This is a genomic window from Mesorhizobium sp. M2A.F.Ca.ET.043.05.1.1, from assembly GCF_003952445.1.
Classification (GTDB): Bacteria; Pseudomonadota; Alphaproteobacteria; order Rhizobiales; family Rhizobiaceae; genus Mesorhizobium.
The window spans coordinates 5193442-5218670 of the sequence record NZ_CP034446.1 but is presented as its reverse complement, the minus strand read 5'-3'; the positions used below and the strand labels follow the sequence as shown (position 1 = coordinate 5218670).

At 64.3% G+C, this 25229-nt stretch carries 26 protein-coding genes and 1 pseudogene; 18 read left to right on the top strand and 9 right to left on the bottom strand.

The window, feature by feature from the left end; genetic code table 11:
* The first annotated feature begins 96 nt into the window (after positions 1-96).
* The 4 genes from rlmN (at position 97) to EJ069_RS25235 (ending at position 3172) form a co-directional block, all read left to right on the top strand.
* Positions 97-1329 (top strand): 23S rRNA (adenine(2503)-C(2))-methyltransferase RlmN, encoded by a 1233-nt coding sequence (gene rlmN / locus EJ069_RS25245; RefSeq protein ID WP_126063620.1) that lies wholly within the window; start codon positions 97-99, stop codon positions 1327-1329.
* Positions 1326-1793, top strand: coding sequence for a hypothetical protein (locus EJ069_RS25240; RefSeq protein ID WP_126063619.1), 468 nt, complete (start codon positions 1326-1328; stop codon positions 1791-1793). Before rlmN ends, EJ069_RS25240 begins: the two co-directional genes overlap by 4 nt.
* A gap of 135 nt (positions 1794-1928) precedes the next feature.
* Entirely contained in the window at positions 1929-2099 is a 171-nt protein-coding gene (locus EJ069_RS33375; protein ID WP_245456266.1) for a hypothetical protein, read from the top strand.
* On the top strand, positions 2048-3172 hold the full coding sequence (locus EJ069_RS25235; RefSeq protein WP_348639375.1) for an MFS transporter: 1125 nt from the start codon (positions 2048-2050) through the stop codon (positions 3170-3172). The genes EJ069_RS33375 and EJ069_RS25235 overlap by 52 nt, the downstream gene beginning before the upstream one ends.
* A gap of 34 nt (positions 3173-3206) precedes the next feature.
* On the opposite strand, the gene EJ069_RS25230 is transcribed toward EJ069_RS25235, so the two are convergent.
* Positions 3207-3848 (bottom strand): LysE family translocator, encoded by a 642-nt coding sequence (locus EJ069_RS25230; RefSeq protein WP_126063618.1) that lies wholly within the window; start codon positions 3846-3848, stop codon positions 3207-3209.
* 305 nt (positions 3849-4153) lie between these two features.
* Here EJ069_RS25230 and EJ069_RS25225 point away from each other — a divergent pair, with 305 nt between their 5' ends.
* Both EJ069_RS25225 and EJ069_RS25220 read left to right on the top strand, forming a co-directional pair.
* Positions 4154-5377, top strand: a complete 1224-nt coding sequence (locus EJ069_RS25225; protein ID WP_126063617.1) for an argininosuccinate synthase — start codon at positions 4154-4156, stop codon at positions 5375-5377.
* Between the two features lie 146 nt (positions 5378-5523).
* Positions 5524-6108, top strand: coding sequence for a hypothetical protein (locus tag EJ069_RS25220; RefSeq protein WP_189475978.1), 585 nt, complete (start codon positions 5524-5526; stop codon positions 6106-6108).
* A 249-nt stretch (positions 6109-6357) separates the two neighbouring features.
* Here the strand turns inward: EJ069_RS25220 and EJ069_RS25215 are convergent, their stop codons facing one another.
* Positions 6358-7155, bottom strand: a complete 798-nt coding sequence (locus EJ069_RS25215) for a lytic transglycosylase domain-containing protein (protein ID WP_042645451.1) — start codon at positions 7153-7155, stop codon at positions 6358-6360.
* Positions 7156-7457: 302 nt separating this feature from the next.
* Between EJ069_RS25215 and EJ069_RS25210 the strand changes: the two genes are divergently transcribed.
* Positions 7458-8555: a putative zinc-binding metallopeptidase gene (locus EJ069_RS25210; RefSeq protein WP_126063616.1), complete on the top strand. Its 1098-nt coding sequence runs from the start codon at positions 7458-7460 to the stop codon at positions 8553-8555.
* Positions 8556-8723: 168 nt separating this feature from the next.
* Entirely contained in the window at positions 8724-9329 is a 606-nt protein-coding gene (locus EJ069_RS25205) for a DUF1236 domain-containing protein (RefSeq protein ID WP_126063615.1), read from the top strand.
* A 67-nt stretch (positions 9330-9396) separates the two neighbouring features.
* On the opposite strand, the gene EJ069_RS25200 is transcribed toward EJ069_RS25205, so the two are convergent.
* Positions 9397-9696: a HigA family addiction module antitoxin gene (locus tag EJ069_RS25200; protein ID WP_042645449.1), complete on the bottom strand. Its 300-nt coding sequence runs from the start codon at positions 9694-9696 to the stop codon at positions 9397-9399.
* A gap of 399 nt (positions 9697-10095) precedes the next feature.
* Between EJ069_RS25200 and EJ069_RS25195 the strand changes: the two genes are divergently transcribed.
* From EJ069_RS25195 to rpsP, 4 genes and pseudogenes are all read left to right on the top strand, one after another.
* Entirely contained in the window at positions 10096-11046 is a 951-nt protein-coding gene (locus EJ069_RS25195; RefSeq protein WP_126063614.1) for a type II CAAX endopeptidase family protein, read from the top strand.
* Positions 11047-11715: 669 nt separating this feature from the next.
* Positions 11716-13307, top strand: a pseudogene (ffh, locus tag EJ069_RS25190) (signal recognition particle protein).
* A 7-nt stretch (positions 13308-13314) separates the two neighbouring features.
* Positions 13315-13641 carry a chorismate mutase gene (locus EJ069_RS25185; RefSeq protein ID WP_073989908.1) on the top strand — a complete coding sequence of 109 codons (327 nt, stop codon included), beginning with the start codon at positions 13315-13317 and terminating at the stop codon, positions 13639-13641.
* 109 nt (positions 13642-13750) lie between these two features.
* Positions 13751-14152: a 30S ribosomal protein S16 gene (gene rpsP / locus EJ069_RS25180; RefSeq protein ID WP_126063613.1), complete on the top strand. Its 402-nt coding sequence runs from the start codon at positions 13751-13753 to the stop codon at positions 14150-14152.
* 81 nt (positions 14153-14233) lie between these two features.
* Here the strand turns inward: rpsP and EJ069_RS25175 are convergent, their stop codons facing one another.
* The 3 genes from EJ069_RS25175 to EJ069_RS25165 form a co-directional block, all read right to left on the bottom strand.
* Positions 14234-14497: a YMGG-like glycine zipper-containing protein gene (locus tag EJ069_RS25175; protein ID WP_040987857.1), complete on the bottom strand. Its 264-nt coding sequence runs from the start codon at positions 14495-14497 to the stop codon at positions 14234-14236.
* A gap of 237 nt (positions 14498-14734) precedes the next feature.
* On the bottom strand, positions 14735-15145 hold the full coding sequence (locus EJ069_RS25170) for a DoxX family protein (RefSeq protein ID WP_126063612.1): 411 nt from the start codon (positions 15143-15145) through the stop codon (positions 14735-14737).
* A gap of 389 nt (positions 15146-15534) precedes the next feature.
* Positions 15535-16440: a bestrophin family ion channel gene (locus tag EJ069_RS25165; protein ID WP_126063611.1), complete on the bottom strand. Its 906-nt coding sequence runs from the start codon at positions 16438-16440 to the stop codon at positions 15535-15537.
* A gap of 155 nt (positions 16441-16595) precedes the next feature.
* Here EJ069_RS25165 and EJ069_RS25160 point away from each other — a divergent pair, with 155 nt between their 5' ends.
* The 3 genes from EJ069_RS25160 (at position 16596) to EJ069_RS25150 (ending at position 17892) form a co-directional block, all read left to right on the top strand.
* On the top strand, positions 16596-17003 hold the full coding sequence (locus tag EJ069_RS25160; RefSeq protein WP_126063610.1) for an ACT domain-containing protein: 408 nt from the start codon (positions 16596-16598) through the stop codon (positions 17001-17003).
* Between the two features lie 209 nt (positions 17004-17212).
* Positions 17213-17482: a type II toxin-antitoxin system prevent-host-death family antitoxin gene (locus tag EJ069_RS25155; RefSeq protein WP_126064871.1), complete on the top strand. Its 270-nt coding sequence runs from the start codon at positions 17213-17215 to the stop codon at positions 17480-17482.
* Positions 17479-17892, top strand: a complete 414-nt coding sequence (locus EJ069_RS25150) for a hypothetical protein (protein ID WP_126063609.1) — start codon at positions 17479-17481, stop codon at positions 17890-17892. The genes EJ069_RS25155 and EJ069_RS25150 overlap by 4 nt, the downstream gene beginning before the upstream one ends.
* Before the next feature lie 145 nt (positions 17893-18037).
* On the opposite strand, the gene EJ069_RS25145 is transcribed toward EJ069_RS25150, so the two are convergent.
* Positions 18038-19072: an aspartate-semialdehyde dehydrogenase gene (locus EJ069_RS25145; RefSeq protein WP_126063608.1), complete on the bottom strand. Its 1035-nt coding sequence runs from the start codon at positions 19070-19072 to the stop codon at positions 18038-18040.
* A gap of 603 nt (positions 19073-19675) precedes the next feature.
* Here EJ069_RS25145 and EJ069_RS25140 point away from each other — a divergent pair.
* The 3 genes from EJ069_RS25140 to EJ069_RS25130 all read left to right on the top strand — a co-directional run bounded on the left by EJ069_RS25140 (position 19676) and on the right by EJ069_RS25130 (position 23490).
* The gene (locus tag EJ069_RS25140) at positions 19676-20614 is read left to right on the top strand and encodes an IS110 family transposase (protein WP_126059835.1); all 939 of its coding nucleotides are present in this window, start codon (positions 19676-19678) and stop codon (positions 20612-20614) included.
* Between the two features lie 202 nt (positions 20615-20816).
* A complete protein-coding gene (locus EJ069_RS25135; RefSeq protein WP_126063607.1) occupies positions 20817-22664 on the top strand; it encodes a DEAD/DEAH box helicase in 1848 nt (615 codons plus the stop codon).
* A gap of 169 nt (positions 22665-22833) precedes the next feature.
* Positions 22834-23490 (top strand): DUF805 domain-containing protein, encoded by a 657-nt coding sequence (locus EJ069_RS25130; protein WP_126063606.1) that lies wholly within the window; start codon positions 22834-22836, stop codon positions 23488-23490.
* On the opposite strand, the gene EJ069_RS25125 is transcribed toward EJ069_RS25130, so the two are convergent.
* Both EJ069_RS25125 and leuB read right to left on the bottom strand, forming a co-directional pair.
* Entirely contained in the window at positions 23480-23977 is a 498-nt protein-coding gene (locus EJ069_RS25125) for a GNAT family N-acetyltransferase (RefSeq protein ID WP_245456264.1), read from the bottom strand. The two genes, EJ069_RS25130 and EJ069_RS25125, sit on opposite strands and share 11 nt — an antisense overlap.
* Complete coding sequence (gene leuB, locus EJ069_RS25120) at positions 23970-25073, bottom strand: 3-isopropylmalate dehydrogenase (protein ID WP_126063604.1); 1104 nt, start codon at positions 25071-25073, stop codon at positions 23970-23972. Before leuB ends, EJ069_RS25125 begins: the two co-directional genes overlap by 8 nt.
* Between the last annotated feature and the right edge of the window lie 156 nt (positions 25074-25229).

Here is a 25229-nt window from a genome sequence, read left to right as displayed (position 1 = left end):
CCGGCGCATGACTCCGGCGCCAAGCTGTGCTATGCGCCGCGCTTCCTGTCAGGCCGGTGCTGAAATCGGCCGCAAATCGCTTATATTGGCGCCACCATGACCATTTCGCTTGACCTTACCGCCGAAGGCGCCCGTGACGCCTTGCGCCGCGCAGCCCCGGCAGAAAAGCCGTCCCTGATCGGCCTTACCCGCGCCGAGCTCGGCGAGGCGCTCGTCGGCGCCGGCATCGTGCCGGAGCGCCAGGCCAAGATGCGCGCCCAGCAGCTCTGGCACTGGATGTATGTGCGCGGCGTCTCCGACTTCGCCCATATGTTCAACATCTCCAAGGAATTGCGCGCCACGCTCGACAAGCATTTCACCGTCGCGCGGCCGGAGATCGTCGAGGAGCAGATTTCTTCCGACGGCACGCGCAAATGGCTGTTCCGCTTTCCGCCGCGCGGCGCCGGCCGTCCCGTCGAGATCGAGACCGTCTACATCCCCGAGGAAGGCCGCGGCACGCTCTGCATCTCCTCGCAGGTCGGCTGCACGCTGACCTGCTCCTTCTGCCACACCGGCACGCAGAAGCTGGTGCGCAATTTGACGACGGAAGAGATCCTGGCGCAACTGCTCACCGCGCGCGACCGGCTCGGCGATTTCCCCGACCGCGACACGCCGGACGGCGCCATCGTCCCGGCCGAAGGGCGCAAAGTGTCGAACATCGTCATGATGGGCATGGGCGAGCCGCTCTACAATTTCGAGGCGGTGAAGAAGGCGCTGCTGATCGCCTCCGACGGCGACGGCCTGTCCCTGTCGAAGCGACGGATCACGCTGTCGACCTCCGGCGTCGTGCCCGAGATCGCCCGCACCGGCGAGGAGATCGGCGTCATGCTGGCGATCTCGCTGCATGCCACCAATGACGACCTGCGCGACCTTCTGGTGCCGATCAACAAGAAATTCCCGCTGAAGGAGCTGATCGCCGCCTGCAAGGCCTATCCCGGCCTCTCCAATGCCAAGCGCATCACCTTCGAATATGTGATGCTGAAGGACGTCAACGATTCCCTCGATGACGCCAAGGCGCTGGTGAAGCTCTTGAAGGGCATTCCGGCCAAGATCAATCTGATCCCGTTCAACCCGTGGCCCGGCACCAACTACCAGTGCTCGGACTGGGAGACGATAGAGAAGTTTGCCGACTACATAAACAATGCCGGCTACGCCTCGCCGATCCGCACGCCGCGCGGCCGCGACATCCTCGCCGCCTGCGGCCAGCTCAAGTCGGAGTCCGAGCGCATGCGCAAAGTCGACCGGCTGGCGCTCGAAGCCATGATGATCGCGGGGCACGGCGAGGCGTGAGGCGCCTCATCGCCTATCTCGTCCGCTTCGCCGTCATCCTGATTGGCTATATTGTCGGCTCGCTGGCGGCGAGCGCCTTTCTCAACGCGCTTTTCCTCGGCTATTTCGGCTATGCGCTGGAGCCAGGCCACCCGACGATCGCGCCGGCGCTCTATTTTTCGGTGCCGTTCGTGGCGCTGTTCGTCGCCTATTTCGCCTTCATGCCGGCGGCCGTCGTGATCCTGGCGGCCGAGGTGCTTGGCCGGCGCGACTGGCTGTTCTATGCGCTGGGCGGCGCGGTCGTCGCCATCGTCTTCCTCGGCTTCGTGCATAATGTGGGCGACGCCAATTTCGATGTTACCGCGACCAATGCCCGCTTGGCCGTGATCGGCTGCGGCATGGTCGGCGGCATCTTCTATTGGCTCTCCGCCGGCCGTTGGGCCGGAAGCTGGCGCCGCGACCCGTTGCCCGACGCGGACCCTTGAGCTGATGACGAAAAGTTGCAGACTTTTCTGCAGCGGATCATGTCAAAACCCAACGACTTGAACAGGCTGTCCGAATCGAATTTGGCCCGCCGTGCTGGGACATTTCGGCAAAATCGTACCGACAGGAGCAGGGCCGTGGCGGAAGGCGAAATGAATGGCGGCTCGGCAGCCGCCGTAGCGGAACGGCTCGATCAAGCAGCCGAGCGCAGTCCGTCTGGCCTCGGCGCCGGCCTGCTGTTCATCCTCTCGATTGCCTGCGGCGTAAGCGTTGCCACCATTTACTTCCCCAGGCGATCACGCTGCTGATCGCGTCCGACCTGCACGTCCCTGCCGACACGGCGGCCCTGGTCGTCACCACCGCCCAACTTGGCTATGCGTTTGGCCTTCTGCTGCTGGTGCCGTTGGGAGACCGGCTGCCGCATCGTCCGCTTGTCGCAACCCTGTTGACGCTGACGGCCGCAGCACTTCTGATCGCCAGCCAGGCGCCGACGCTGCCGGTGCTGGCAGTCGCAAGCATGGCGACGGGCATCACCACCGTGGTGCCGCAGATCCTGCTGCCGATGGCGGCCGGACTGATGCCGCCGGAGCGGCGCGGGGCGGTCACCGGCACGCTGCTCAGCGGATTGCTGGCCGGCATTCTTTTGGCCCGCACCTTCGGCGGCTTTCTCGGCGAGCAACTCGGCTGGCGCGGACCGTACTTGGTCGCCGCGGCGGCGCTGTTCGCCTTCGCCGTCCTGCTTGGCCTGGTGCTGCCCAGGACGGCGCCGACATCTTCGCAGCGTTATCCTTCGCTGGTCGCGGCGGCCTTCATCCTCTTTCGCGACGAGCCGGAGCTGCGCCGCTCCTGCCTTTACCAGGCGCTGATGTTCGGCGCCTTTACCGCCGCCTGGACAAGCATTGCCTTGCTGCTTGGCGGACCGCTGTACCATCTCGGCGGCCAAGCGGTCGGGCTGATCGCGCTGGTCGGCGCGGCCAGCGTGTTCTGCACGCCGGTCGTCGGCCGGCTGATCGACCGCAAGGGCCCAGACGTCGTCAGCCCGCTCGCCTTTGTCACCGGCATCGCGGCGGCGATCGTTCTACTCGGCGGCGCGCTTGGCGGAGCAACAGGCCTGCTGGCGCTCACGGCGGGCATGCTGCTTCTCGATATCGCCGTGCAAAGCGGTCAAACCGCCAACCAGGCGCGTGTCTTCGCGATCCGGCCCGACGCCCGCAGCAGGCTCAACACGGCCTATATGACCTCAGTTTTCCTCGGCGGCAGCGCCGGCTCATGGATCGGCGTCAAGATCTACGGCCATTGGGAATGGCCGGGCGTCTGCGCGCTCATCGCTGCCGCGGCGACGATCGCTCTCGCAAGGCATGCGGTGAAGATATATCGCTGAACCCTTGCCGATTGCCGCAAGCGCCGAGCGACAGCTACTTCGCCTGCGCGGTCAGGATCTTGAGCGCGAAGGCCGAGAACACGCCGCCGAACAGATAATCGACCACGCGGGTGACGCGTGGGCTGGCCTTCATCGCCGCCGAGAACTTTTCCGCCGCCAGCACCATCGGCGCCGTCACCGGGATTGACAGCGCGATGAACATCACGCCGAGGAAGAACAGCTTGCCCGACGCGTTCGGATCATGCGCGGACACGAATTGCGGCAGGAAGGTCATGAAGAACAGGATGATCTTCGGGTTGAGCAGGTTGACGCCGAGCCCGGCCGCCCAGCTGCGGAACAGCGAGACCTGCGGGCCTGTCCGCTTCTCCGGTGAAAAGGCCGAGCCCTTCGTCACCGCCTGCCAGGCCAGAAACACCAGATAGCCTGCGCCGAAGATCTTGAGCACGAAGAAGGCCATCGGCGAAGCGACGATCAGCGCCGAGATGCCGACCACCACCAGCGTTGTGTGGATCAGCGTGCCGGTGAGCGCGCCAGCCATCGAGGCGAAGCCGGTGGCACGGCCCTGGCTCAGCGTGCGCGAGACGAACAGCGTCATGTCCGGCCCCGGCGTGATCGCCAGGATGATGGTGGCAATGGCGAACTGGATGAGCGTCGAAGTGTCGGGAATGAAGGACATGGCGAGGTTCTGCGGGGAAGACCGGTTCCTATAACGCAACTGCCTTGCCGATGCCAGCGGCTGGCGAGCGCCGAATCTCCCCCCTCGAGGGGGAGATGTCGCCGAAGGCGACAGAGGGGTCGCTGCGCGTGAAGCGCCAACGCCTGTGCGACAAGAATGAACGCCGGCGCTCTATGTGAGACGACCCCCTCTGGCCGCTTCGCGGCCATCTCCCCCTCAAGGGGGGAGATTGGGCGCGGCTCTTGCGCCGCCCGGAAACGGCGTGATACTCGCCCCCGAACCTTTTTTCCCGCGGAACCGCCAGAATGTCCAAATTCAAAAACGTCAAGAAAGTCGTGCTCGCCTATTCCGGCGGCCTCGACACCTCCATCATCCTGAAATGGCTGCAGACCGAGCTCGGCGCCGAGGTCGTCACCTTCACCGCCGATCTCGGCCAGGGCGGCGAGCTGGAGCCGGCGCGCCGCAAGGCCGAGATGATGGGCATCAAGGACATCCGCATCGTCGACGTGCGCGAGGAGTTCGTCGCCGACTTCGTCTTCCCGATGTTCCGCGCCAACGCCGTCTATGAAGGTACTTATCTCCTCGGCACCTCGATCGCCCGGCCGCTGATCTCCAAGCACCTTGTCGAGATCGCCAGGGAAACGGGCGCCGACGCCATCGCGCATGGCGCCACCGGCAAGGGCAACGACCAGGTCCGCTTCGAATTGTCGGCTTATGCGCTGAACCCGGACATCAAGGTCATCGCGCCGTGGCGCGACTGGTCGTTCAAGTCGCGCACCGACCTGCTCAACTTCGCCGAACAGCATCAGATCCCGGTGCCGAAGGACAAGCGCGGCGACGCGCCCTTCTCGGTCGACGCCAACCTTCTGCACTCCTCCTCCGAGGGCAAGGTGCTGGAAGACCCGTGGAGCGAGCCGCCGGAATTCGTCCACCAGCGCACCGTCTCGCCGATGGACGCGCCCGATGCCGTCACCGAAATCGAGATCGAATTCCTCAAGGGCGATCCGGTCGCGCTCAACGGCAAGAAGCTGTCGCCGGCCACCATGCTGGCGGCGCTGAACGACCTCGGCCGCGACAACGGCATCGGCCGCCTCGACCTCGTCGAGAACCGTTTCGTCGGCATGAAGTCGCGCGGCGTCTACGAGACCCCCGGCGGCACCATCCTGATCGCTGCCCACCGGGCGATCGAATCGATCGCGCTCGACCGGGGCGCGGCGCACCTCAAGGACGAGTTCATGCCGCGCTACGCCGAGCTCATCTATAACGGCTTCTGGTTCTCGCCCGAGCGCGTCATGCTGCAGGCGATGATCGACAAGAGCCAGGAGGATGTCGAAGGCACGGTGCGGCTGAAGCTCTACAAGGGCAATGTCATCGTCACCGGCCGCAAGTCGAAGAAGACGCTTTACTCGGATGCGCTCGTCACCTTCGAGGACGATCGCGGCGCCTACGACCAGAAGGACGCCGAGGGTTTTATCCGGCTCAACGGACTTCGGCTGCGAACGCTGGCCGCGAGAAACCGCAAGCACTGATATATTTTTCTCATATGGCTGAAATCAAACGACCCGGCGGAAACGCCGGGTTTTATTTCAGTATGCTAATGTAAGAGATCTAAATCCAAAACGCATGCTGTTGACCTGCCGGCGCTATAGGCTACTTTGTTCGCGGGGCAGGGGGTTTGGATTTGAAGAATCGAATTTTGTTACTGCTGACCGCAATATCGGTCGCAATCGGATGCCGCGTGGCAATGGCGTCCACGAAGCCGCCAGAATCGAGAATGGCCAAATGCGTAGCCTCGGCTCGTGTTTGGGACATCACGTTCAAGCACGAGCTCGCCTCTTTCATGGGCGTATCGCTCGACCGCGTGCCGGCAATCTTTTGCCAGCGTATTATCGAAGGCGTGCGCACCGGGCGCATCAGCTTCTCGGATGTAAACGCCATTCAGCTCGACCAGCCGACCGAAATCTGGTTGGTCATCAAGGGCAAGTCAAAGGCGGCTGCTGCTGCCACGCCGCCGCCACGGAACCCTAGATTCCGTACCTGCTCAAATGTTATCACCGGCTCCTTCGAGGTTTCCGCTTCCGAGAAATGCCCCTTAGGCGGCAGCTACTCGCAAGCTGCCGGAGTCCCGACAGTGATCGAGGGTAAGTCAAAGGCGGTCACGCCAGCGCGGCGCAACCCCAAATTCCGCACCTGCTCAAATGTCTACAGCGGCACCTTCGAGATTCCTGCTTCCCGGAAATGCCCCTCGGGCGGCGGCTAGTTTAAACTGCCAAGGCCCCGCCGGTGATCGAGGACAGGCCAAGGGCGGCTACTCAAACGCCGCGTAACTCCAGCAACGGTTTGACGGCGTGTTCCAAGTTCCCATCTCCCGGCAGTACCCGTTGAGCGGCCACGCGCATTATTAGGGCGAGAGATGGAACCTGGCTGTCCAGTTGATTTTCTTTTGACCTGCACCATGAACGAAAAGCCCGGCGCAGGCCGGGCTTTTCGTCGGAATGGAGATATTCCGTCAGTCCGCGTCGATCGCCTCGGCGATGCGGGCGATGGCCTGCTGATAGACGCTTGCCGAGTTCCAGCCGGCGATCGCGCCCATATTGGCCTCGTAGCTCGCGCCGGCGCGCCAGCCATGGCCCTTGAGGAAGTTGGCGGTGGACGCCAGCGCCGTGTTGCGGTCGCGCAAATTGCCGCTGCCCACGCCGTATTTCAGCACGTTTCCGGGCAGGAACTGAGTGTGGCCGATCTCGCCATGCATGGCGCCGACGGAGGAGGCGCTGAGCGCGCCGCGATCGACCAGCTTCAGAGCGGCGATGGCATGCGGCCTGAAATAATCCGGGCGGCGGCAGTCATAGGCGAGCGTGACGATCGCCGAAACCGTGTTCTGGTTGCCCATCGAAGCGCCGAAACCGGTTTCCATGCCCCAGATGGCAAGCAGCACGCCCGGCGGCACGCCATAGGTACGCTCGATATTGGCGAACATCGCCGCGTTTGCTTTCTTCAGCGCACGGCCTCGGGAGATGATCGCGGACGCGCCGCGCCGCTGCATGAAGCTTTCCACCGAGCCGCTGAACGCCTTGTGGATCGCCCGGTCGGCGGCGATCGTCCTGGTGGCGTAGGTAGCACCTGCCAGCGCGGACAGGCCCCTCTGGCCGACACCCTCGGCTCTGGCCTCGCCGGCAAAATCCTGTTTCCAGGCGTCAAAGCCGGCGCCGTTCTTGCCACAGCTCGGAGCCGCCTCGGCGCCAGCCGCCAGCGCCAGCGTCGCCACCACGGCCGCCGCAAAAATCCTTCCCTTGGCAAAAAATGCCATCTCGTTCTCCTGAATTGCCTGAATCACGTCCCGGTTGTGAATTTGCCAGCGAAACGCCGGGTTGTCACCGCCCACGCGGGGGACGTGACACCCGACACTGGCGAAAGAAGGGCAATCCGCTGCGATCGGCCGTCAGGTGTGGCGGGCTTGCCTCATGAAAGAGGTTGACGTCATGATGATTGGCGCCGGTTCGGGAGCTTGTCGCGGCAAAGAGCGGGCGAAATAGCGGTGGAACGCAGGAAGTCTGCCGGCGTTAGAACCCGAGTCCACCTCCACGTTCCGACCCTGCAGGCTGATGACGCATGAAGCTCTTCGACTGTCCAAACTGCGGGCACCGCCTTTATTTCGAGAACGCCCAGTGTCTGAACTGTTCCAGCCTGGTGCTCTACGACCCGGAGCAGGCGAAATTCGTGCCCAGCGGCGAGGGCGGCGTCCTTCCATGTGGCAACGCCGATGAATGCGCGTGCAACTGGCGCGCCGAGAACGGGCGGACCTTCTGCCGCGCCTGCGCTCTCAATAAGGTCATTCCCGACCTCTCCATCGACGGCAACCGCAGGCGCTGGATACGGGTCGAAGCGGCGAAGAAGCGTGCCGTCTACTCCCTGCTCGCCCTCGGCCTGCCGGTCATGCCCAAGGCCGATGCGGGGGACGAGACCGGTCTGGCCTTCGACTTTCTCGCCGACCCGATCGGCGCCGGTCCAGGCGGCGAACGCATCCTGACCGGCCATGACAACGGGTTGATCACGCTCAACGTCGCCGAGGCCGATTCCGCCGAGCGCGAGCGCCGGCGTGTCGAGATGGGCGAGAATTACCGCACCCTGCTCGGCCATTTCCGCCATGAGCTCGGCCACTATTATTGGGACCGGCTGGTCCGTGACGATCCCGCATATCTTTCGGCTTTCCGCGCGCTCTTCGGCGACGAGCGGACCGACTACGAGCAGGCCTTGCAGGCCTACTACGCCAACGGCGCGCCGCAGGACTGGCAGCAGCGCCACATCTCCGCCTACGCCACGTCCCATCCCTGGGAGGATTGGGCCGAAACCTTCGCGCATCATCTGCACATCACCGACACGCTCGAGATGGTGCATGCGCTGAATCTTCCGCTCGGCCGGCTGGAGACCGTCGGCGACGGCGACCTGCCGCGCGCCGATACCGGCGGACATTTGCAGCCGGCGCCTGGCGATTCAGATCCGGTGCAGGAGCCGTTCGAGAGAATCCTCGCCCGCTGGCTGGTGCTTTCGGAGGCCTCCAATTCGATCAACCGCTGCATGGGACTGCCGGATCTCTACCCCTTCGTGATTTCCGAGGTGACGGCGCGAAAACTGGCCTTCGTGAACGACCTTCTGACCGGCGCGCGGAAAAAGCCTGGAACAATTCGTGAGCCGGCAGCGGCACTTTAGCCGGAACGCATAGGCCCCTGTTTCGTTTTCGAGCCCGAGGGCATGATCCCGAAAAGTGGGAACCGGTTTTCGGAAAAGATCATGCTCCAACAAAGGAGCTGGATCAGGATGACGTCTCTTTGAAACGTCATCCTGATCCAGGGAGCGTTGAAAACGGAGTGAAAAACGATGAAACGCCTATTGTTTCCGGCGCTTGCCGGTGCGCTGCTCGCCATGTCGGGCGCCGCTTTCGCCGACACCCCTGTACAGGCGGTGGCCGACCTGAATGTGCGGGCCGGGCCCGGTCCGCAATATCCGGTCGTCGGCGTTCTGGCGGCCGGCCAGTCGGCCACGCTCAACGGCTGCATCGAAGGCAGCAAATGGTGCACCATCGCCGAAGCCGGCGGCAAGGGTTGGGTCTATTCCGACTATGTGACGGGTGACTTCGGCGGCAGCCGCGTTGTCGTGACGCGCCGGCCGGCCGATGCCGGCATTGCCGTCGTGGCGCCGCCGACCGATGACGTCTACACCACGGACACCTACACCGGCGCCATCGTCTCTAACGACGACGCCATCGAATCGATCGGCAGACCGCCGGCCGAGGTCGGGACCTATGTCACCGAGCACCGAGTCGATCCGGTCTATCTCGACGGCGAAGTGGTGACCGGCGCGACGCTGCCCGACACGGTCGAGCTGCGCGAGATCCCCGATTACCGGTATCGCTATGTCTATGTGAACAACCAGCCGGCGTTGGTCGATCCGGGCACGAGGCGTATCGTCTATGTGATGCGCTGATCCGGCTTGATCGCGATGAGAAGAGCGGCCGCCAGCGATGGCGGCCGCTCGTTTGTGTGCCGGCGGCTCAGGCGGCCTGCATCTGTTCGATAGAGTCGATCTCGGCTTTCTTTGCCTCGCCTTCCACCGCAAGGTCGTAGCTCGCCTGCATGTTCATCCAAAACCGCGGCGTCGTGCCAAAGAACTTGGCTAGGCGAAGTGCCGTGTCCGGCGTTACCGGCGTGGCTTCGCTCACCAGTCGCTCAATGCGCGTGCGGGGAACATGCAGCTTCTTGGCCAACGTGTATGGTTTCAGTCCAAGCGGGACCAGATATTCCTCACGAAGGATTTCGCCGGGGTGAATTGGCGGGAAGATGTTGGCAGCCATCTTCATTTCCTTTCTGGTTGCGGGCACATGCCACGACTTCGTCATTCCAGGGCGGAGCAGGAGCGAAGCTCCGTCGCGAAGAGCCTGGAATCCATTCCGTTACATCGACCGAAGAGTGCAGCGGTTCGGAATTCTGGCTCGTTGCATCGCTTCGAAGTCACGGAATGGATCCTCGGGTCTGCGCGCGTCGCTTCGCTCCTTGCTCCGCCCGTGGATGACGACGCGATAGACGATCCAGCTCGTCTCCAATCGTGACAGCGGGTCACGTTGTTCGATAGCATCTTTCAGGGTTCTTCACACGCGAAGCGACCCAATACAGCTCCCGGTCCCGTCGAGTAATCGCGCGGTAACCGGCGATCTTCTAGATTGCACGCCCAAAGCCTTCGGCAGGGGAGCCGCGTGACGATCGAGAATGCCGCCTTCGCGGGCTATCGCCGCTCGCCGAACGAAAAGACCACTTTGCTGCGCCTGTTCTTCGGGTCGGCGATCGTCATCGCCTTCTGGATGGCGATGACGGCTCTGGTGCTGTTTGCCGGCACCTATATCTACATCGTCTGGCGCCTGCCTGGACCCTCGACCGGGCAGTACATGCAGGATTTCCTGGCCTCGCCCGTCGGCATCCTGAGCGCCCTGACCTCTTTTGCCGGCATCTGGATCGGCCTGTGGGTGGCGATGCGCTTCGTTCACGGCGAGCCGCTGTCCGCGCTGTTCGGCGCCAGCCGCCGCATCGCCGGCGGCGATTTCCTCAAGGGGCTGGTCGCGGTGCTGATCACCTCGCTCTTCTCCGAAGTGCTGCTCTATTGGCTGCAGCCGGAAATCGTACGCGGACCGATCGCCTTTTCGTCCTGGCTGCTCTTCCTGATCCCGATCGTGCTGCTGGCCCTCCTGCAGACCTCGTCGGAGGAAATGCTGTTTCGCGGCTACCTGCTGCGCGGCCTCGCCTATCGCTTCCGGAGCCCGTGGATCTGGGCGCTGCTGCCGGGCCTGCTGTTCACCTCGCTGCACTGGAACTCGGCCTCGACTTTTGCCATCAATGCCTGCGTCCTGGTTTCGATCGGCGCCTTCGCCCTGCTGCTCACCCTCCTGGTCTATGTCACCGGCAATCTCGGCGCCGGTTTCGGCGCCCATCTCGGCAACAACCTCACCGGCTTCCTGATGATCTCGCACCAGGAAGGCTATAATGGCTTCGCCCTGCTCAATGCCAAGCCGCTCGAAGGCGCCGGCTGGACGAACTGGGACGCCGTGCTGATCGCCGCGATCGGCATTGTCAGCACGCTTTTGACGATGCTTTTGCTTTTGCACCAGCGCTCGCCGCTGCGAGTCGGGGCGAACAGGGAAAGCCTGCTGTAGACGCCTCAAATCGCGGCGTTTGGCCCAGTGGCACTGCACAGGGATTTTGACCGGTCGGCTCTGTTTGCGTTGGCACGTGGCACGCCTTGGAGATTGGCCGAAACACCCATCGCGATCGTCATTCCAGGGCGGAGCAGGAGCGAAGCTCCGTCGCGAAGACCCTGGAATCCATGCCGTTACCTTTGCCAAGGCGTGCAACGGAGCAGGATTCTGCACCGTGGCGGCGCTTCCAAGTCACGGCATGGATTCTATGGTCTGCGCCGCGTCGCTTCGCTCCTTGCTCCGCCATAGAATGACGAAGTTGGGGCGGCTTCAGCCAATGCCCGGCGTTTGCGATGATTTCACCGAAATGAACGGAAGATCTTGCACCAAGACAAACGGCAACCTTTCAAAATCCCTGTGCAGTGCCACTAGGTTTAGGCTCAACACTTGACTCCACGGCCGATTTCCTGTTCTAGACGCCTCGAATTCCGCGACGAGTAACCTTTCGCGAAAGCCGACCAGGACGCCGAAGCCTCTCTGAGGCAAGAGCTGTAAAGAGATCCTGGAGGCCAACACCCGGCAGCGCGATGCGCCCCCGGGTGCTTTTTGGCTTTGCGCTTTTGCTTGGCGACCCGCCGCGAACGCACTACCTCTCGGTCGAACCCCACCGAGATCGAAGGACGGCAGATGTTTGAATCCCTCCAGGAGCGCCTTGGCTCCATCCTGAACGGCCTGACCGGCCGCGGCGCATTGTCCGAGGCGGATGTCTCGGCGGCGCTGCGCGAGGTGCGCCGTGCGCTGCTCGAGGCCGACGTCGCGCTGGAAGTGGTTCGCTCCTTTACCGACAAGGTGCGCGAGAAGGCGGTCGGCGCCGCGGTGCTGAAATCGATCAAGCCCGGACAGATGGTCGTCAAGATCGTCCATGATGAGCTGGTCGAGATGCTCGGCGCCGAAGGCGTCGCCATCGACCTCAACGCGCCCGCGCCCGTCGTCGTCATGATGGTGGGCCTGCAGGGCTCCGGCAAGACGACCACTTCGGCCAAGATCGCCAAGCGGCTGACCGAGCGCCAGAACAAGAAGGTCCTGATGGCCTCGCTCGACACGCGGCGGCCCGCAGCACAGGAGCAGCTGCGCCAGCTCGGTGAGCAGACCAAGGTCGCGACGCTGCCGATCATCGCCGGCCAGAGCCCGGTCGACATCGCCAAGCGCGCCGTGCAGGCGGCAAGGCTCGGCGGCCATGACGTGGTCATCCTCGACACCGCCGGCCGCACCCATATCGACGAGCCGCTGATGGTCGAGATGGCCGACATCAAGAAGGTGTCGAACCCACACGAGATCCTGCTGGTCGCCGATTCGCTGACCGGCCAGGACGCGGTGAACCTCGCGAGAAGCTTCGACGAGCGCGTCGGCATCACCGGCCTGGTGCTGACCCGCATGGACGGCGACGGCCGCGGCGGCGCCGCGCTCTCGATGCGCGCCGTCACCGGCAAGCCGATCAAGCTGATCGGCACCGGCGAAAAGATGGACGGGCTGGAGGAATTCCACCCCAAGCGCATCGCCGACCGCATCCTCGGCATGGGCGACATCGTCAGCCTAGTCGAGAAGGCCGCCGAGACCATCGACGCCGAGCAGGCGGCGGCGATGGCCAAGAAGATGCAGTCGGGCAAGTTCGACCTGAACGACCTCGCCCAGCAGCTTCAGCAGATGTCGAAGATGGGCGGCATGGGCGGCATCATGGGTATGATGCCCGGCATGGGCAAGATGAAGGACCAGCTTGCCGCAGCCGGCCTCGACGACAAGATGTTCGGCCGCCAGCTCGCCATCATCTCCTCGATGACCAAGGCCGAGCGCGCCAACCCCGATATCCTGAAGCACTCGCGCAAGAAGCGCATCGCCGCCGGCTCCGGCACCGACGCGGCCGAGATCAACAAGCTTTTGAAGATGCATCGCGGCATGGCCGACATGATGAAGGCGATGGGCGGCAAGGGCAAAGGCGGCGGCCTCATGCGCGGCATGATGGGCGGCCTTGCCTCGAAAATGGGCCTTGGCGGCATGATGCCGGGGGCGGCATGCCCGACCTGTCGAAGATGGACCCGAAGCAGCTGGAGGCTTTGCAGAAGCAGGCGCAGGCCGCCGGCCTGGGCAAAGGCCTGCCGGGCGGCTTGCCCGGTGGACTTCCCGGCGGCGGCGGACTGCCGGGCCTGCCCGGCGGCATGAAGCTTCCGGGTCTCCCCGGCGTGGGCGGCGGCGGCCTGCCTGGTTTGGGCAAGAAGAAGTGAGGGGGCGATGAACGAGGAGAAAGACATGGCCGACGCACGCGCCATCCTGGCCGGCTACCGCGCCTCGATCGACAACATCGACGCCGCCCTCATCCATATGCTGGCCGAACGCTTCCGCTGCACCAAGGCGGTCGGCGTGCTGAAGGCCGAGCATGGCCTGCCGCCGGCCGATCCGGCGCGCGAGCAGCAGCAGATCGCCCGCCTTCGCCAGCTGGCGAAGGATGCGAATCTCGACCCGGATTTCGCGGAGAAGTTCCTGAACTTCGTCGTCCGTGAAGTGATCCGCCACCACGAACAGATCGCCGCTTCCAACGGCGCTGCAAAAGCCGGCTGACCTGTGCATGTCGCCCAAAAGTGCTTTCGCGGTTTTGGGATAACGACATGCACAAACAAGGACTCAGCCGGAAGGTAATGAACGAAATCAGAGCTTTTAGGAGAAAAGAATGGCACTGAAGATCAGACTGGCCCGCGCTGGGTCGAAGAAGCGTCCTTACTACCACGTCGTCGTTGCCGACGCCCGCTCGCCGCGCGACGGCCGTTTCATCGAGTCGCTGGGTTCCTGGAACCCGCTGCTGCCGAAGGACGGCGAGCGCGTCAAGGTCGACGCCGACCGCGTCAAGCACTGGCTGTCGCACGGCGCCCAGCCGACCGACCGCGTGCTGCGTTTCCTCGACGAGGCCGGCCTTGCCAAGCGCGAAGCCCGCTCGAACCCGAACAAGGCCCTGCCAGGCAAGAAGGCGCAGGAACGCTCCGCCCTGCTGAAGAAGGCCCAGGAAGATGCGGCCGCTGCCGCCGCCGCGGCGACCGCCGCGCCGGCCGAGGCTGAAGCCGCCACCGCCGAGTAATAACGGCGCCGTTGAAACGGCAAACGCTCCAAGAAAACGGCGGGCATGTGCCCGCCGTTTTCTTTTGGTCCGCCTGATGTCTCAGTAGCCGGACGGGCAGCGCGCCACATAGACGCGTCCGTAACGATCGCGGTAGCGGCACTGGCCGGCCTCGCTGGCGTGGCCGATCAATGCGCCGGCGACGGCACCGACCGCGCCGCCGACCACCGCGCCCTGCACCGGATCGCCGGCCACCGCGGCACCGACCGCCGCGCCGCCCAGGCCGCCGATCGCCGCGCCCTTTTCCGTCTGCGAGCAGGCGCCCAAGGCCATCGTCAGAACCAGAATGGTAATTGCTTTCTTCATTGCTGTTCCTCTCTCAAGCGCCGTCCTCGCCGCCATGCCCTAAACTCACGAACAGCTAAATTGATCCCGGCGATGGTGAAGATTGGCCGGCTACGTGCCGGCCGCATCTACGGGACCAAGCGCCAACCTACTGAAATCTTGTGGCTTTCACCGCTCGGAAAGGCGTCTCGGATTATCGAGCCCGGCCTCGAAATCCTTGCAGATGAGGTTATGAGAATGAGCATCGCTTTGCCCCTGTTATCGGCTGAACGGGATCAGCGCCCGCACTCTTGCGTCGCGCAGATAGAGCCCGCCCCACAGGATGACGCCGAGATAGACGCCGAACAGCGTGTGCGAGAAGAGCGGGTTGCCGATCCGCAAATGCGTCGAGATCGCGCCGCCCATATAGGCGGTGAGTAGGATCGCGCCGAGCACCGAAGTGGGCGGCAAGGCATAGAGCGCGGTCGAGATCAGCCCGATGACCCCGATCAGCCGTGCGATGTTCGGATCGGCCGGCCAGCCGATCTCGGTCATCGTCTGGGTGACGATATCGAGCGGCGGCAGCTTGATGACGCCGTCGAAGATCATGAACAGGACGACCACGGCGCTGAGCGCGCGCCCGGCCCACAAAGCGCCTTTTGAAGCAGGCGCGGCTTCGGAAATGCTCATGGATCTTCCCTCCTGGGTGCGAATACTGGCTGCTTGCCGGGTTCGATCCAAGGACGAAGGAACATGCCGCGATCCTACACGCCCAACCTCGCCATTCCAGGGCGGAGCAAGGAGCGGAGCGACGCGCGCAGACCGTGGAATCCATGCCGTGACGCTAAAGCGTTGCTGCGGTTAAAGAATTCTGCACCGTTGCGCCCTACGGCGGCAGTCACGGCATGGATACTCGGGTCAAGCCCTGGGTCAAGCCCGAGTATGACGACGTCGTGAGGGTCTCGGCTAATCTCCGAAGTCGGTGCCAGAAGCGCTCACCCACCCCGCGCCCGCCACCTTCGCGATTGGCCGTGGCTTACATCCCGGAGCGACGCGCGCAGAAGGCGAAGCGCCTATTGCTACGAGAAGTAAAATTTGTCGGCCGCGATCATCTTCGGCGGCGTCTCGTCCAGCGCCTCGAACACGGAAATCTCACAAACGCGGCAGAGGCCGTCCAGCGCCAGGTCGTTCGCCTCGATGCCGAACGGGTCCTCGAGCTCTTCCGACAGCGCGTCGAGGCCGAAGAAGGTGTAGGCGATCAGCGCTGTGAACAGCGGCGTCGCCCAGCCCGTGGTCGAGACCAGGCCGAACGGCAGAAGCAGGCAGACGACATAGGCCGTGCGGTGCAGCAGAAGCGTGTAGGCAAAGGGCAGGGGCGTGCCGGCGATGCGCTCGCAGCCGGCCTGGATGGCGGCGATCGCGGCCAGCCTTTCATCGAGGATGCGGAAGCCGATCGGGTCGAGCGCGCCGGCCTCGCGCCGCGCATTGGCGCGCCGGCCCATGCGGCGGACCATGTCTTCGGCAGGGTTGGCGCGGGCGGCGGCCTTATCGACCTCGTCGCCGATGAAGGCGCGCGCGTCCTTTATGCTGTCGATCCGGCGCAATTGCCCGCGCAGCAGATGGCAGAAGGCAAGCGCCTCCATCAGCAGCGCGCGCTGCTCGGCGCGGTCGCCGATCAGACTGGTGGTGGCGCGCGCCAGGTTGCGGATCTCGAAGACCAGCCCGCCCCAGAGCTTGCGCGCCTCCCACCAGCGGTCATAGGCGGCGTTGTTGCGAAACGACAGATAGATCGACAGCGTCACGCCGACGAGCCCGAAAGGCGCGATGCTGAAGGCGCTGAGATCGAGCTGGAAGTGCCGTGCCACGAGCAGGATGACCGCCGAGTAGATGGCGAAGCCGAAAATCTGCGGCAGGATGCGCGGCACCACCGAGCCGCGCATGATGAAGAACAATTGCAGGAATGTCGGGCGCGGGCGGACGATCATCGGCTGAACCTTTGCAAGCCGCTATGTCTCTACGGCGATAACGAACCCGCGGCTCAGCCGCCAGCGACATCGCTATGTCGTCCAGGCGCCGGACCGTTGACGTTTCGAGCAGGACCGTCGAGAACGTCGCGGAGCGCCGGACGAAGGAAGGAAAGATGAGCGGCGAGACGGACCTGCAGAAGCTGCTGGCGTCGATGACGCCGCGGCTTTACCCGGATGTCTATGTATTCGCCACCTTGCCGCCCGGCGCAGTGTTGCCGGGAGGCGTGGAGCCGGTGATGCGCTTCATCGAGCGCGAGGACACGACGCTGATCCTGGCCGAAAGCCAGGCAAAGGCAGCCGGCCTCGCCGGAACGTTCCGCTGCCGGATGATTACGCTCGACGTCCACTCGTCGCTGGAAGCCGTGGGGTTCCTCGCCGCCATCACGACGCGGCTCGCGGCCGCCGGCATGGGCGTCAATCCGGTCTCGGCCTTCTATCACGACCATCTGTTCGTGCCGGCGGCGCGGGCGGAGGAGGCCATGGTGATATTGCGGGCGCTGGCGGCGGAGAGCGGCGGCTGAGCCACGAGAGGATCGATGAGCCGGCGCCACCTCATCCACCCTCCCACTCCGCAGGGAAAGGAGCCCAGGTGCGGAAAGATCTCACGCCGGCGACGGGCTGGCTCTTTCTGGACATCCTGAAGCCCAGCCATTGGCGCATTTTTTTCATCGCTTTGCAGAAATGCTGCCAATGCTGTATATTGCAGCAATCAGCAATGATAGAGGTCGCTATGCCCCGCCTAGGTGGTTCCTATTCGACGAGCGAGCTTTCCCGGAAGTCCGGCGACATTATAGCCGAAGCTCTGCGCCGTCCGGTGACGATCACCCAGCGCAACAAACCGCGTCTCGTGCTTCTTAACATCGAGGACTACGCGCGGCTGGTGCGCCGGTCGGATAGCCGCTCTGCCGGTACGATCGAGACCATGTCTGACAGCCTCTTCGCCGATTTCGAGAGCGCCGTTGAAGCCTATGCGCAGGAGGATGAAACGGGGCGGACATGAGCTACGACGACATCCGCACGGCAACGGTCATCCGTTACCCTTACCTCTGGGCGCGCGAAGCCCGCGCCGGCGAGACGGAGGGTCGCAAGGATCGGCCCGTCGCCGTCGGCGTGCGGGTTGTACGAGCGGATGGCGATCTTGTCCTGTTCTTCCCGATCACCACCAAGGAGCCGGAGAAAGCTCGGTTCGCGGTGGAGATCCCCGCCATCGAGAGGCGCCGCGCGGGACTCGACGCCGACCGGCGGCTGTGGATCATCCTCGACGAGTTCAACTCCGATCTCGTCGGCAAGTCCTTCTATCTCGAACCCGAGCCGCCGATCGGACGCTTCAGCAAAGCCTTCTTCCTGCCGCTGTTGCGGGAGTTCATCGTCAGACGCAAGGCCTTCATCGAAGTCATCCGCTTCCGCTAGCCTCGGCACAGCCGCGTCTTCCGTGAGCGAAAACGAACGGCCGAAGGCCGAGCCCGCGACTGCGGGCCGCCGGTCGTCCGGCGCCCTCGCGGAGGGCCCGCCGCGGCAGCGGCGGAACAACCCGTGAGCGCTAATTAAACAGCCGTCAGGCGGCCTTCTTCTTCGGCTGGATCAGGCCGCGCTCGACCAGCAGTTCGGCGATCTGCACGGCGTTGAGCGCCGCGCCCTTGCGCAGATTGTCGGAGACGACCCACATCGACAGGCCGTTGTCGATGGTCGAATCCTCGCGGATGCGCGAGATGAAGGTGGCGTCCTCGCCGGCCGATTCCAGCGGCGTGATGTAGCCGCCGTTCTCGCGCTTATCGAGCACCTGGCATCCCGGCGCCTCGCGCAGGATCTCGCGCGCCTCGTCGGCAGTGATCGGCTTCTCGAACTCGATGTTGACCGCTTCCGAATGGCCGATGAACACCGGCACGCGCACGCAGGTCGCCGTCAGCTTGATCTTGGGGTCGAGCATCTTCTTGGTCTCGGCCACCATCTTCCACTCTTCCTTGGTGGAGCCGTCGTCGAGGAAGACGTCGATATGCGGAATGACGTTGAAGGCGATGCGCTTGGTGAATTTCTTGACGTCGACCTGGTCGGCGACGAACACGGCGCGGGTCTGCGTGAACAGCTCGTCCATGCCCTCCTTGCCGGCGCCGGAGACCGACTGGTAGGTGGCGACGACGACGCGCTTGATGGTGGCGACGTCATGCAGCGGCTTCAGCGCGACGACCAGCTGCGCCGTCGAGCAGTTCGGATTGGCGATGATGTTCTTGCGGGAGAACAGCGAGACCGCGTCCGAGTTCACCTCCGGCACGATCAGCGGCACGTCCGGGTCGTAGCGAAAGGCCGATGAATTATCGATGACGACGCAGCCCTGCTTGCCGATCTTGGGCGACCATTCCTTGGAGACGTTGCCGCCGGCCGACATGACGCAGAGGTCGGTGTCGGAAAAGTCGTAGGTGTCGAGCGCCTTGACCTTCAGCGTGCGGTCGCCGAAGGACACTTCGGTGCCCTGGCTGCGCCGCGACGCCAGCGCCACCACTTCGCTCACCGGGAAGCCGCGCTCGTCCAGAATGTTAAGCATTTCGCGGCCCACATTGCCCGTGGCGCCGACTACCGCAACCTTGAAACTCATCTGATATCTCCTGTCCCTCTCCGCTTGGTTGTTGGAGAAAACCCGCTGGCCTGATGCGGGTTTCGTCCCCCGGGCCGGACCCGGGAGAGGGTGGTTAGGCCAAGGGAATCACACCGTTTTGGTGGTGGTTTTCTTGGCCGTAGTTTTGCTGGAACGGACGGACGCGCCGAAGCGCCCGGCCCAATGCGTTACATTGTGGCTGGGGGCATCGAATGCAAGAAGAGCCATCAAAAGGCCGCGCATTGAGGATGATCCCGTTCGACGCGGGCTTTTACGCGGTTTGGTGGAAGAGTCAATTGGCAGCGCCTCTCCTTCTGCCCTTGTGGGAGAAGGTGGATCGGCGCGTAGCGCCGAGACGGATGAGGGGTGTTCCAGCGGAGTGAGACGCTGGCTTTCCCTGGAGCACCCCTTGTATCTGCACGGACAGAGATTTGTGCAAGGAAAGCGACTGAGCCTCGAACCGGACGGCCATCCGATACGAGGCTTGGCGAAGTCGCCCGACACCCCTCCGGTCACAACCGTGGATGAGCCTGGGATCTTCGCCTTCGTCACGCACGACCGAATAGTCGCTTGGCTCCAATCGCACGCACAAGGCAGGTTACCGTGAACAAGATCATATGTGGAGTGGATGTTTCGAAAGGATGGCTCGATGCCCATGTCGAGCCGAGCGGGGCGGTGGGCCGCTTCGGCAATGATGCGGCAGGCATCGCCGATCTGGCCGCCTGGTGTCAGAGCCACGACGTCGAGCTTGTCGTGATGGAGGCTAGCGGCGGCTATGAACGACTGGCCTTCCTGCTGCTGTGGGAGTTGGGCGTATGCTGTGGCTTGGCCAATGCCCGCAGTGTGCGCTACTTCGCCGAGGCGATGGGCTTCCTGGAAAAGACCGACAAGATCGATGCCGCCATGATCGCCCGCTATGGCGCGGTCAAGCAGCTCAAGGCGATGCCGCCACCAAATGCGGCCCAACTGCGGCTCAAGGCGTTGGTTGCCCGGCTTTCCCAGGTGACTGGCGATCTCACCGTTCAAAAGCAGCGCAAGAGTGCTGCCCTCGACGCCGAGACCGTCGCCAGCCTTGATGAGGTGATCGCGCTGCTCACACGCCAGAGCCGCAGGCTCGAGGGTGAGATCGCTTCGCTCATCGACGATGATCCGTTGTGGGCATGCCTCGACCGGGCCTTTCGCTCGCTCAAGGGCGTGGCCTCTCGCACCGTGCCACGGCTGATGGCGCAACTGCCTGAGATCGGCATCGTCTCCAACAGGGCCATCGCTAAGCTGGCTGGCCTGGCTCCGATCGCCAATGACAGCGGTAAGCGCAGCGGCCGAAGAGCGGTGCGCGGTGGCCGCGCCGGGCCGCGAGGCGTCCTCTTCCTCGTTGCCAGCATCGTTGCCAAATATGATCCCCATCTCGCCGCCTTCAAGCAACGGTTGCAGGCGGCTGGAAAGGAAAAGATGGTCATTCGCATTGCGCTCGCCAGGAAGCTGCTCGTCATCCTCAATGCAAAAGCACGCGACGCGCGCAAACAGTTCGCAAATGCAACTTGACACCTCAGATAGTCGCTCATCCGTCGCCTTCGGCGACACCTTCTCCCGCAAGGGGAGAAGGAGAGGCGGTGCCGCCTGCTCTGTACAATGCCGTCGCCAAGAAGTAGGAACCCACCAACCGTCCGGCCTTGCGGCGCCTCAGCGCCTGCCGGCATCAGCCCATCGATGGGCTTATAGAAGCTTCGAATTCCGAAAGAAGAAAATGTCCAGTTTCGAGATGATCGTTCCTGCGCTGGCAGAGGCGCTGGAAAAGCGCGGTTATTCGGCGCTGACGCCGGTGCAGAAGGCGGTGCTGGAGCCTGAGCTCGGCGAAGCCGACGCGCTGGTGTCGGCGCAGACCGGGTCCGGCAAGACTGTCGCCTTCGGCCTTGCCGTGGCGCCGACCCTGCTTGGCGACGCTCAACGTTTCGCCAATGCCGGCGCGCCGCTGGGCCTGGTGGTGGCGCCGACGCGCGAGCTGGCGCTGCAGGTGCGGCGCGAGCTCGAATGGCTCTACGAACTGACCGGCGCGCAGATCGCCTCCTGCGTCGGCGGCATGGACATGCGCACCGAGCGGCGCGCGCTGGAGCGCGGCGCTCACATCGTCGTCGGCACGCCCGGCCGGCTGCGCGACCACATCACGCGCGGCGCGCTCGACATGTCGGCGCTGAAGGTGGTGGTGCTGGACGAGGCCGACGAGATGCTCGACCTCGGCTTTCGCGAGGATCTCGAATTCATCCTCGACTCGGCGCCCGCCGAGCGCCGCACACTGATGTTTTCCGCCACCGTGCCACGCTCCATCGCCACGCTGGCCAAAAGCTACCAACGCGACGCCGTGCGCATCTCGGCCGGCGGCGAGGAAAAGCAGCATCTCGACATCGAATACCGGGCGCTTTCCGTCGCGCCCGCCGACCGCGAGAACGCCATCATCAATGTGCTGCGCTATTACGACGCGGCCAATGCAATGGTGTTCTGCAACACCCGCGCCGCGGTGAACCATCTCACCGCGCGCTTCAACAACCGCAATTTCGCCGTCGTGGCGCTGTCCGGCGAGCTCAGCCAGAACGAGCGCAGCCATGCCCTGCAGGCGATGCGCGACGGTCGCGCCAAGGTCTGCATCGCAACGGATGTCGCTGCGCGCGGCATCGACCTGCCCAATCTCGATCTCGTCATCCATGCCGACCTGCCGAGCAATCCGGAGACGCTGCTGCATCGCAGCGGCCGTACCGGACGCGCCGGGCGCAAGGGGGTGAGCGCACTGATCGTGCCGGGCAATGCCCGCCGGCGCACCGAGCGGCTGCTTGCCAATGCCGGCCTGACCGCGACCTGGGCAAGCCCGCCCTCGGCCGACGAGGTGCTGCGGCGTGACGACGAGCGCATCCTGGCCGACCCGTCCTTTGGCGAGCCGGTGAAGGACGAGGAGCGCGACTTTGCCGCCGCGCTTCTCGAAAAGCATGGCGCCGAGCTGGTGGCCGCCGCCTTCGTGCGGTTGTGCCGCGGCAGCCGCTCGGCGCCCGAGGACCTGATCGACGTCGGCCCGTTCGCCCCGTCGAAGGAGAAGTTTGCGCGCCGGGAAGAAGCCCCCGCGCGCCGCGACGACTTCGGCGACAGCGTCTGGTTCTCGCTCTCGGTCGGCCGCCGGCAGAATGCCGAGCCGCGCTGGCTGATCCCGATGCTGTGCCGCACCGCCGGCATGTCCAAGCGCGAGATCGGCGCCATCAAGATGCAGCCGGAGGAGACCTTCGTGCAGATCGCGGCCGACTGGGCCGACCGCTTCGTCGCCGCGATCGGCCCCGACCGCAAGCTGCAGGGCAGCATCGCGGTGAGGCGCATCGACGGCACGCCCGACCTGTCGCGCGCCGGCTATCAGCCGCCGAAGCCGGACAAGAAGCCGCATCGCGGCAAGCGGGCTTTCGACCAGGGTGCATCCCGGTTCGAGAAGCGAGCGCAGGACGAGCGGCCCGGTGGCGACGCGAAACCCTGGGCGAAGAAGCCGGCAAAGGCGAAGTTCGACAAACCAAAGTTCGACCAACCGGCAAAGCGCAAGAAGCAGAAGAAGCGGCCAGTGTGACTATAAGCCAATCCATCACTCGCGCGGGCAATTCTTGGGCGGCTGTCGGCGACATCGGCAGTGAGAACAAGCGGGGACTTATCCTGGCCGGTGTCTCGCTCTGGCGCCTCGCGTGCATTGCGTTTTTCTGCAACCATTGATAGCATGTTGACGGCGATGCAGGGGGCCAATGCGCGGCACTGTGTTTCACTACGACGAGAATCACGACTACGGCTACATTAACGGTGTCGACGGCAAGCGCTACATCTTCGGCCGCAAGGACCTGACAGAGGGCATGCCCCTCGCCAAAGGTCTGCTGGTCCAGTTCACGCCAGACGACGGGACTGCACACGACATCGTGGCCGCGAGCCGACCTTCGCTCCCGGCAAACGGCAATCCGGAACAGCGCGGCCGCAACGCGCAACGCCATTCCACCGGCCCCATGGGACTGTGGGCCTATTTTCTGCGTGCGCTCGGCGACGACTACCGCAATTTCACCGGCCGAGCGCGCCGTAAGGTTTTTTGGGCGTTCTATCTGTGGTTCTACGTCGTGCTCGTCACGCTATTCGGTTTCGGCATCCTGCTCAACCTGGCGATAAGCGGCTTCGATGACGGCCCAAGGACGTCGATCGGGTACATTCCTGCCCTGCTTTTCGTGCTGGCAGCAATCCTGCCGTCGATCGCAGTCGTCGTGCGGCGTCTGCACGACATCGGGCTGACCGGCTGGTTTGCCTTGCTTTGCTACATCCCGGCTTTCGGAGCCGTGGCCTTTCTGATCTTCGGGCTTCTACCTTCACAGTTCGGGGAGAACCGATGGGGGTCGATACAGGCCGGCGTCAGGTTCTAGCGATCCTGTTCAGCGCGTTTCCCGACAGCCGCAGGAAAACCTTCTGGCCGTGGCGCTCGGCGCCAAGCCGGTCGTAGAAACGCAGCGCGCCCTCGTTCCAGTCTTCCGTGGTCAGATCGATGCGGCCTATGCCTTTGCCGACACAATAGCCGGCGAGAAAGCCGATGAGCGCGCGGCCGACGCCCTTGTCGCGGGCGCTGTCGCGCACGAACAGATCCTTCAGGAACATCAGCCTTTCGAGATCGATGCCTGGATGCGCGATGGCCACCGAGGCGAGGCCGGCGACCTCGCCGCCCGCGAAGGCCAAGGCGAAATGCGGATAGGCCGGGCTCTCGTCGGTGAGCCATTGCCGCGTCGTGGCCGCCGCCCGGCTGTGATCCAGCGGCGCCTGCCGGTAGTGCGCCGCCATCGCGCAGAGCAGGGTGGCGAGCGCTTCGGCATCATCGACCTTCGCCCAGCGAATATCGACGGTGCCGGGATCAGCCAAGGAACTTGGCGATGATGGCATCGCCCATCTCGGTGGTGCCGACTTCCTTCATGCCTTCAGACATGATGTCTTTCGTGCGCAGGCCGTCGTCGAGCACGGCGGCGATCGCCGCTTCGAGCTTGTCGGCTTCCGCCACCATGCCGAAGGAATAGCGCAGGCACATGGCGAAGGACGCGATCATGGCGATCGGGTTGGCGATGCCCTTGCCGGCGATGTCGGGCGCCGAGCCGTGCACCGGCTCGTAGAGCGCCTTGCGCTTCTTGGTCTTGGCATCCGGCGCGCCGAGCGAGGCCGAAGGCAGCATGCCGATCGAGCCGGTGAGCATGGCCGCGATGTCGGACAGCATGTCGCCGAAAAGATTGTCGGTGACGATGACGTCGAACTGTTTCGGCCAGCGCACCAGCTGCATGCCGCCGGCGTCGGCCAGCATGTGGTCGAGCTTGACGTCGCTGTATTTAGCCTTGTGCGTCTGGCTGACCACCTCGTTCCACAGCACGCCCGACTTCATCACGTTGCGCTTTTCCATCGAGGTGACGTGGTTCTTGCGCGTGCGGGCCAATTCGAAGGCGACGCCGGAGATGCGCTCGATCTCGAACGTGTCGTAGACCTGGGTGTCGATGCCGCGCTTCTGGCCGTTGCCGAGATCGATGATCTGCTTCGGCTCGCCGAAATAGACGCCGCCGGTGAGCTCGCGCACGATGAGGATGTCGAGGCCCTCTACCACCTCCTGCTTGAGCGAGGAGGATGCCGCCAGCGCCGGATAGCAGATCGCGGGCCTGAGATTGGCGAACAGCTCCATGTCCTTGCGCAGGCGCAGCAGGCCGGCCTCGGGGCGCACCTCGTAAGGCACCGCATCCCATTTCGGGCCGCCGACAGCGCCGAACAGCACCGCGTCCGCCGCCATCGCCTTGGCCATGTCGGCGTCGGAGATCGCCGCGCCATGCGCGTCGTAGGCGCAGCCGCCGACCAGGCCCTCGTCGGTGGCGAAGCCGCTGCCGAGCTTGTCGTTCATGGCCTTGATCAGCTTCTTCACCTCGGCCATCGCCTCGGGGCCGATGCCGTCGCCGGCGAGCAGGAAGAGATTTTTCGAAGCCATGGAGAACCGTCCCGGGAGAGAAATGAGTTTCTATTTGCACAGCGTCCTTTGCGCGCCGAAGAGGCGCGCGGCGCTGTGCGGCCGGCGCCTTGCTAAACGCCAAGCGGTTGCGGCGCAAGGGGATGACGGGACATTAGGGCGCCGGCCAGGCGTGGC

Excerpts from the sequence above, each read along its gene's own strand:
- rlmN (WP_126063620.1), top strand. The coding sequence starts at position 97 with ATGACCATTTCGCTTGACCTTACCGCCGAAGGCGCCCGTGACGCCTTG.
- EJ069_RS25230 (WP_126063618.1), bottom strand. The coding sequence starts at position 3,848 with ATGTCCTTCATTCCCGACACTTCGACGCTCATCCAGTTCGCCATTGCC.
- EJ069_RS25225 (WP_126063617.1), top strand. The coding sequence starts at position 4,154 with ATGTCCAAATTCAAAAACGTCAAGAAAGTCGTGCTCGCCTATTCCGGC.
- EJ069_RS25215 (WP_042645451.1), bottom strand. The coding sequence starts at position 7,155 with ATGGCATTTTTTGCCAAGGGAAGGATTTTTGCGGCGGCCGTGGTGGCG.
- EJ069_RS25210 (WP_126063616.1), top strand. The coding sequence starts at position 7,458 with ATGAAGCTCTTCGACTGTCCAAACTGCGGGCACCGCCTTTATTTCGAG.
- EJ069_RS25205 (WP_126063615.1), top strand. The coding sequence starts at position 8,724 with ATGAAACGCCTATTGTTTCCGGCGCTTGCCGGTGCGCTGCTCGCCATG.
- EJ069_RS25200 (WP_042645449.1), bottom strand. The coding sequence starts at position 9,696 with ATGGCTGCCAACATCTTCCCGCCAATTCACCCCGGCGAAATCCTTCGT.
- EJ069_RS25185 (WP_073989908.1), top strand. The coding sequence starts at position 13,315 with ATGAACGAGGAGAAAGACATGGCCGACGCACGCGCCATCCTGGCCGGC.
- rpsP (WP_126063613.1), top strand. The coding sequence starts at position 13,751 with ATGGCACTGAAGATCAGACTGGCCCGCGCTGGGTCGAAGAAGCGTCCT.
- EJ069_RS25175 (WP_040987857.1), bottom strand. The coding sequence starts at position 14,497 with ATGAAGAAAGCAATTACCATTCTGGTTCTGACGATGGCCTTGGGCGCC.
- EJ069_RS25170 (WP_126063612.1), bottom strand. The coding sequence starts at position 15,145 with ATGAGCATTTCCGAAGCCGCGCCTGCTTCAAAAGGCGCTTTGTGGGCC.
- EJ069_RS25165 (WP_126063611.1), bottom strand. The coding sequence starts at position 16,440 with ATGATCGTCCGCCCGCGCCCGACATTCCTGCAATTGTTCTTCATCATG.
- EJ069_RS25160 (WP_126063610.1), top strand. The coding sequence starts at position 16,596 with ATGAGCGGCGAGACGGACCTGCAGAAGCTGCTGGCGTCGATGACGCCG.
- EJ069_RS25155 (WP_126064871.1), top strand. The coding sequence starts at position 17,213 with ATGCCCCGCCTAGGTGGTTCCTATTCGACGAGCGAGCTTTCCCGGAAG.
- EJ069_RS25150 (WP_126063609.1), top strand. The coding sequence starts at position 17,479 with ATGAGCTACGACGACATCCGCACGGCAACGGTCATCCGTTACCCTTAC.
- EJ069_RS25145 (WP_126063608.1), bottom strand. The coding sequence starts at position 19,072 with ATGAGTTTCAAGGTTGCGGTAGTCGGCGCCACGGGCAATGTGGGCCGC.
- EJ069_RS25135 (WP_126063607.1), top strand. The coding sequence starts at position 20,817 with ATGTCCAGTTTCGAGATGATCGTTCCTGCGCTGGCAGAGGCGCTGGAA.
- EJ069_RS25130 (WP_126063606.1), top strand. The coding sequence starts at position 22,834 with ATGCGCGGCACTGTGTTTCACTACGACGAGAATCACGACTACGGCTAC.
- leuB (WP_126063604.1), bottom strand. The coding sequence starts at position 25,073 with ATGGCTTCGAAAAATCTCTTCCTGCTCGCCGGCGACGGCATCGGCCCC.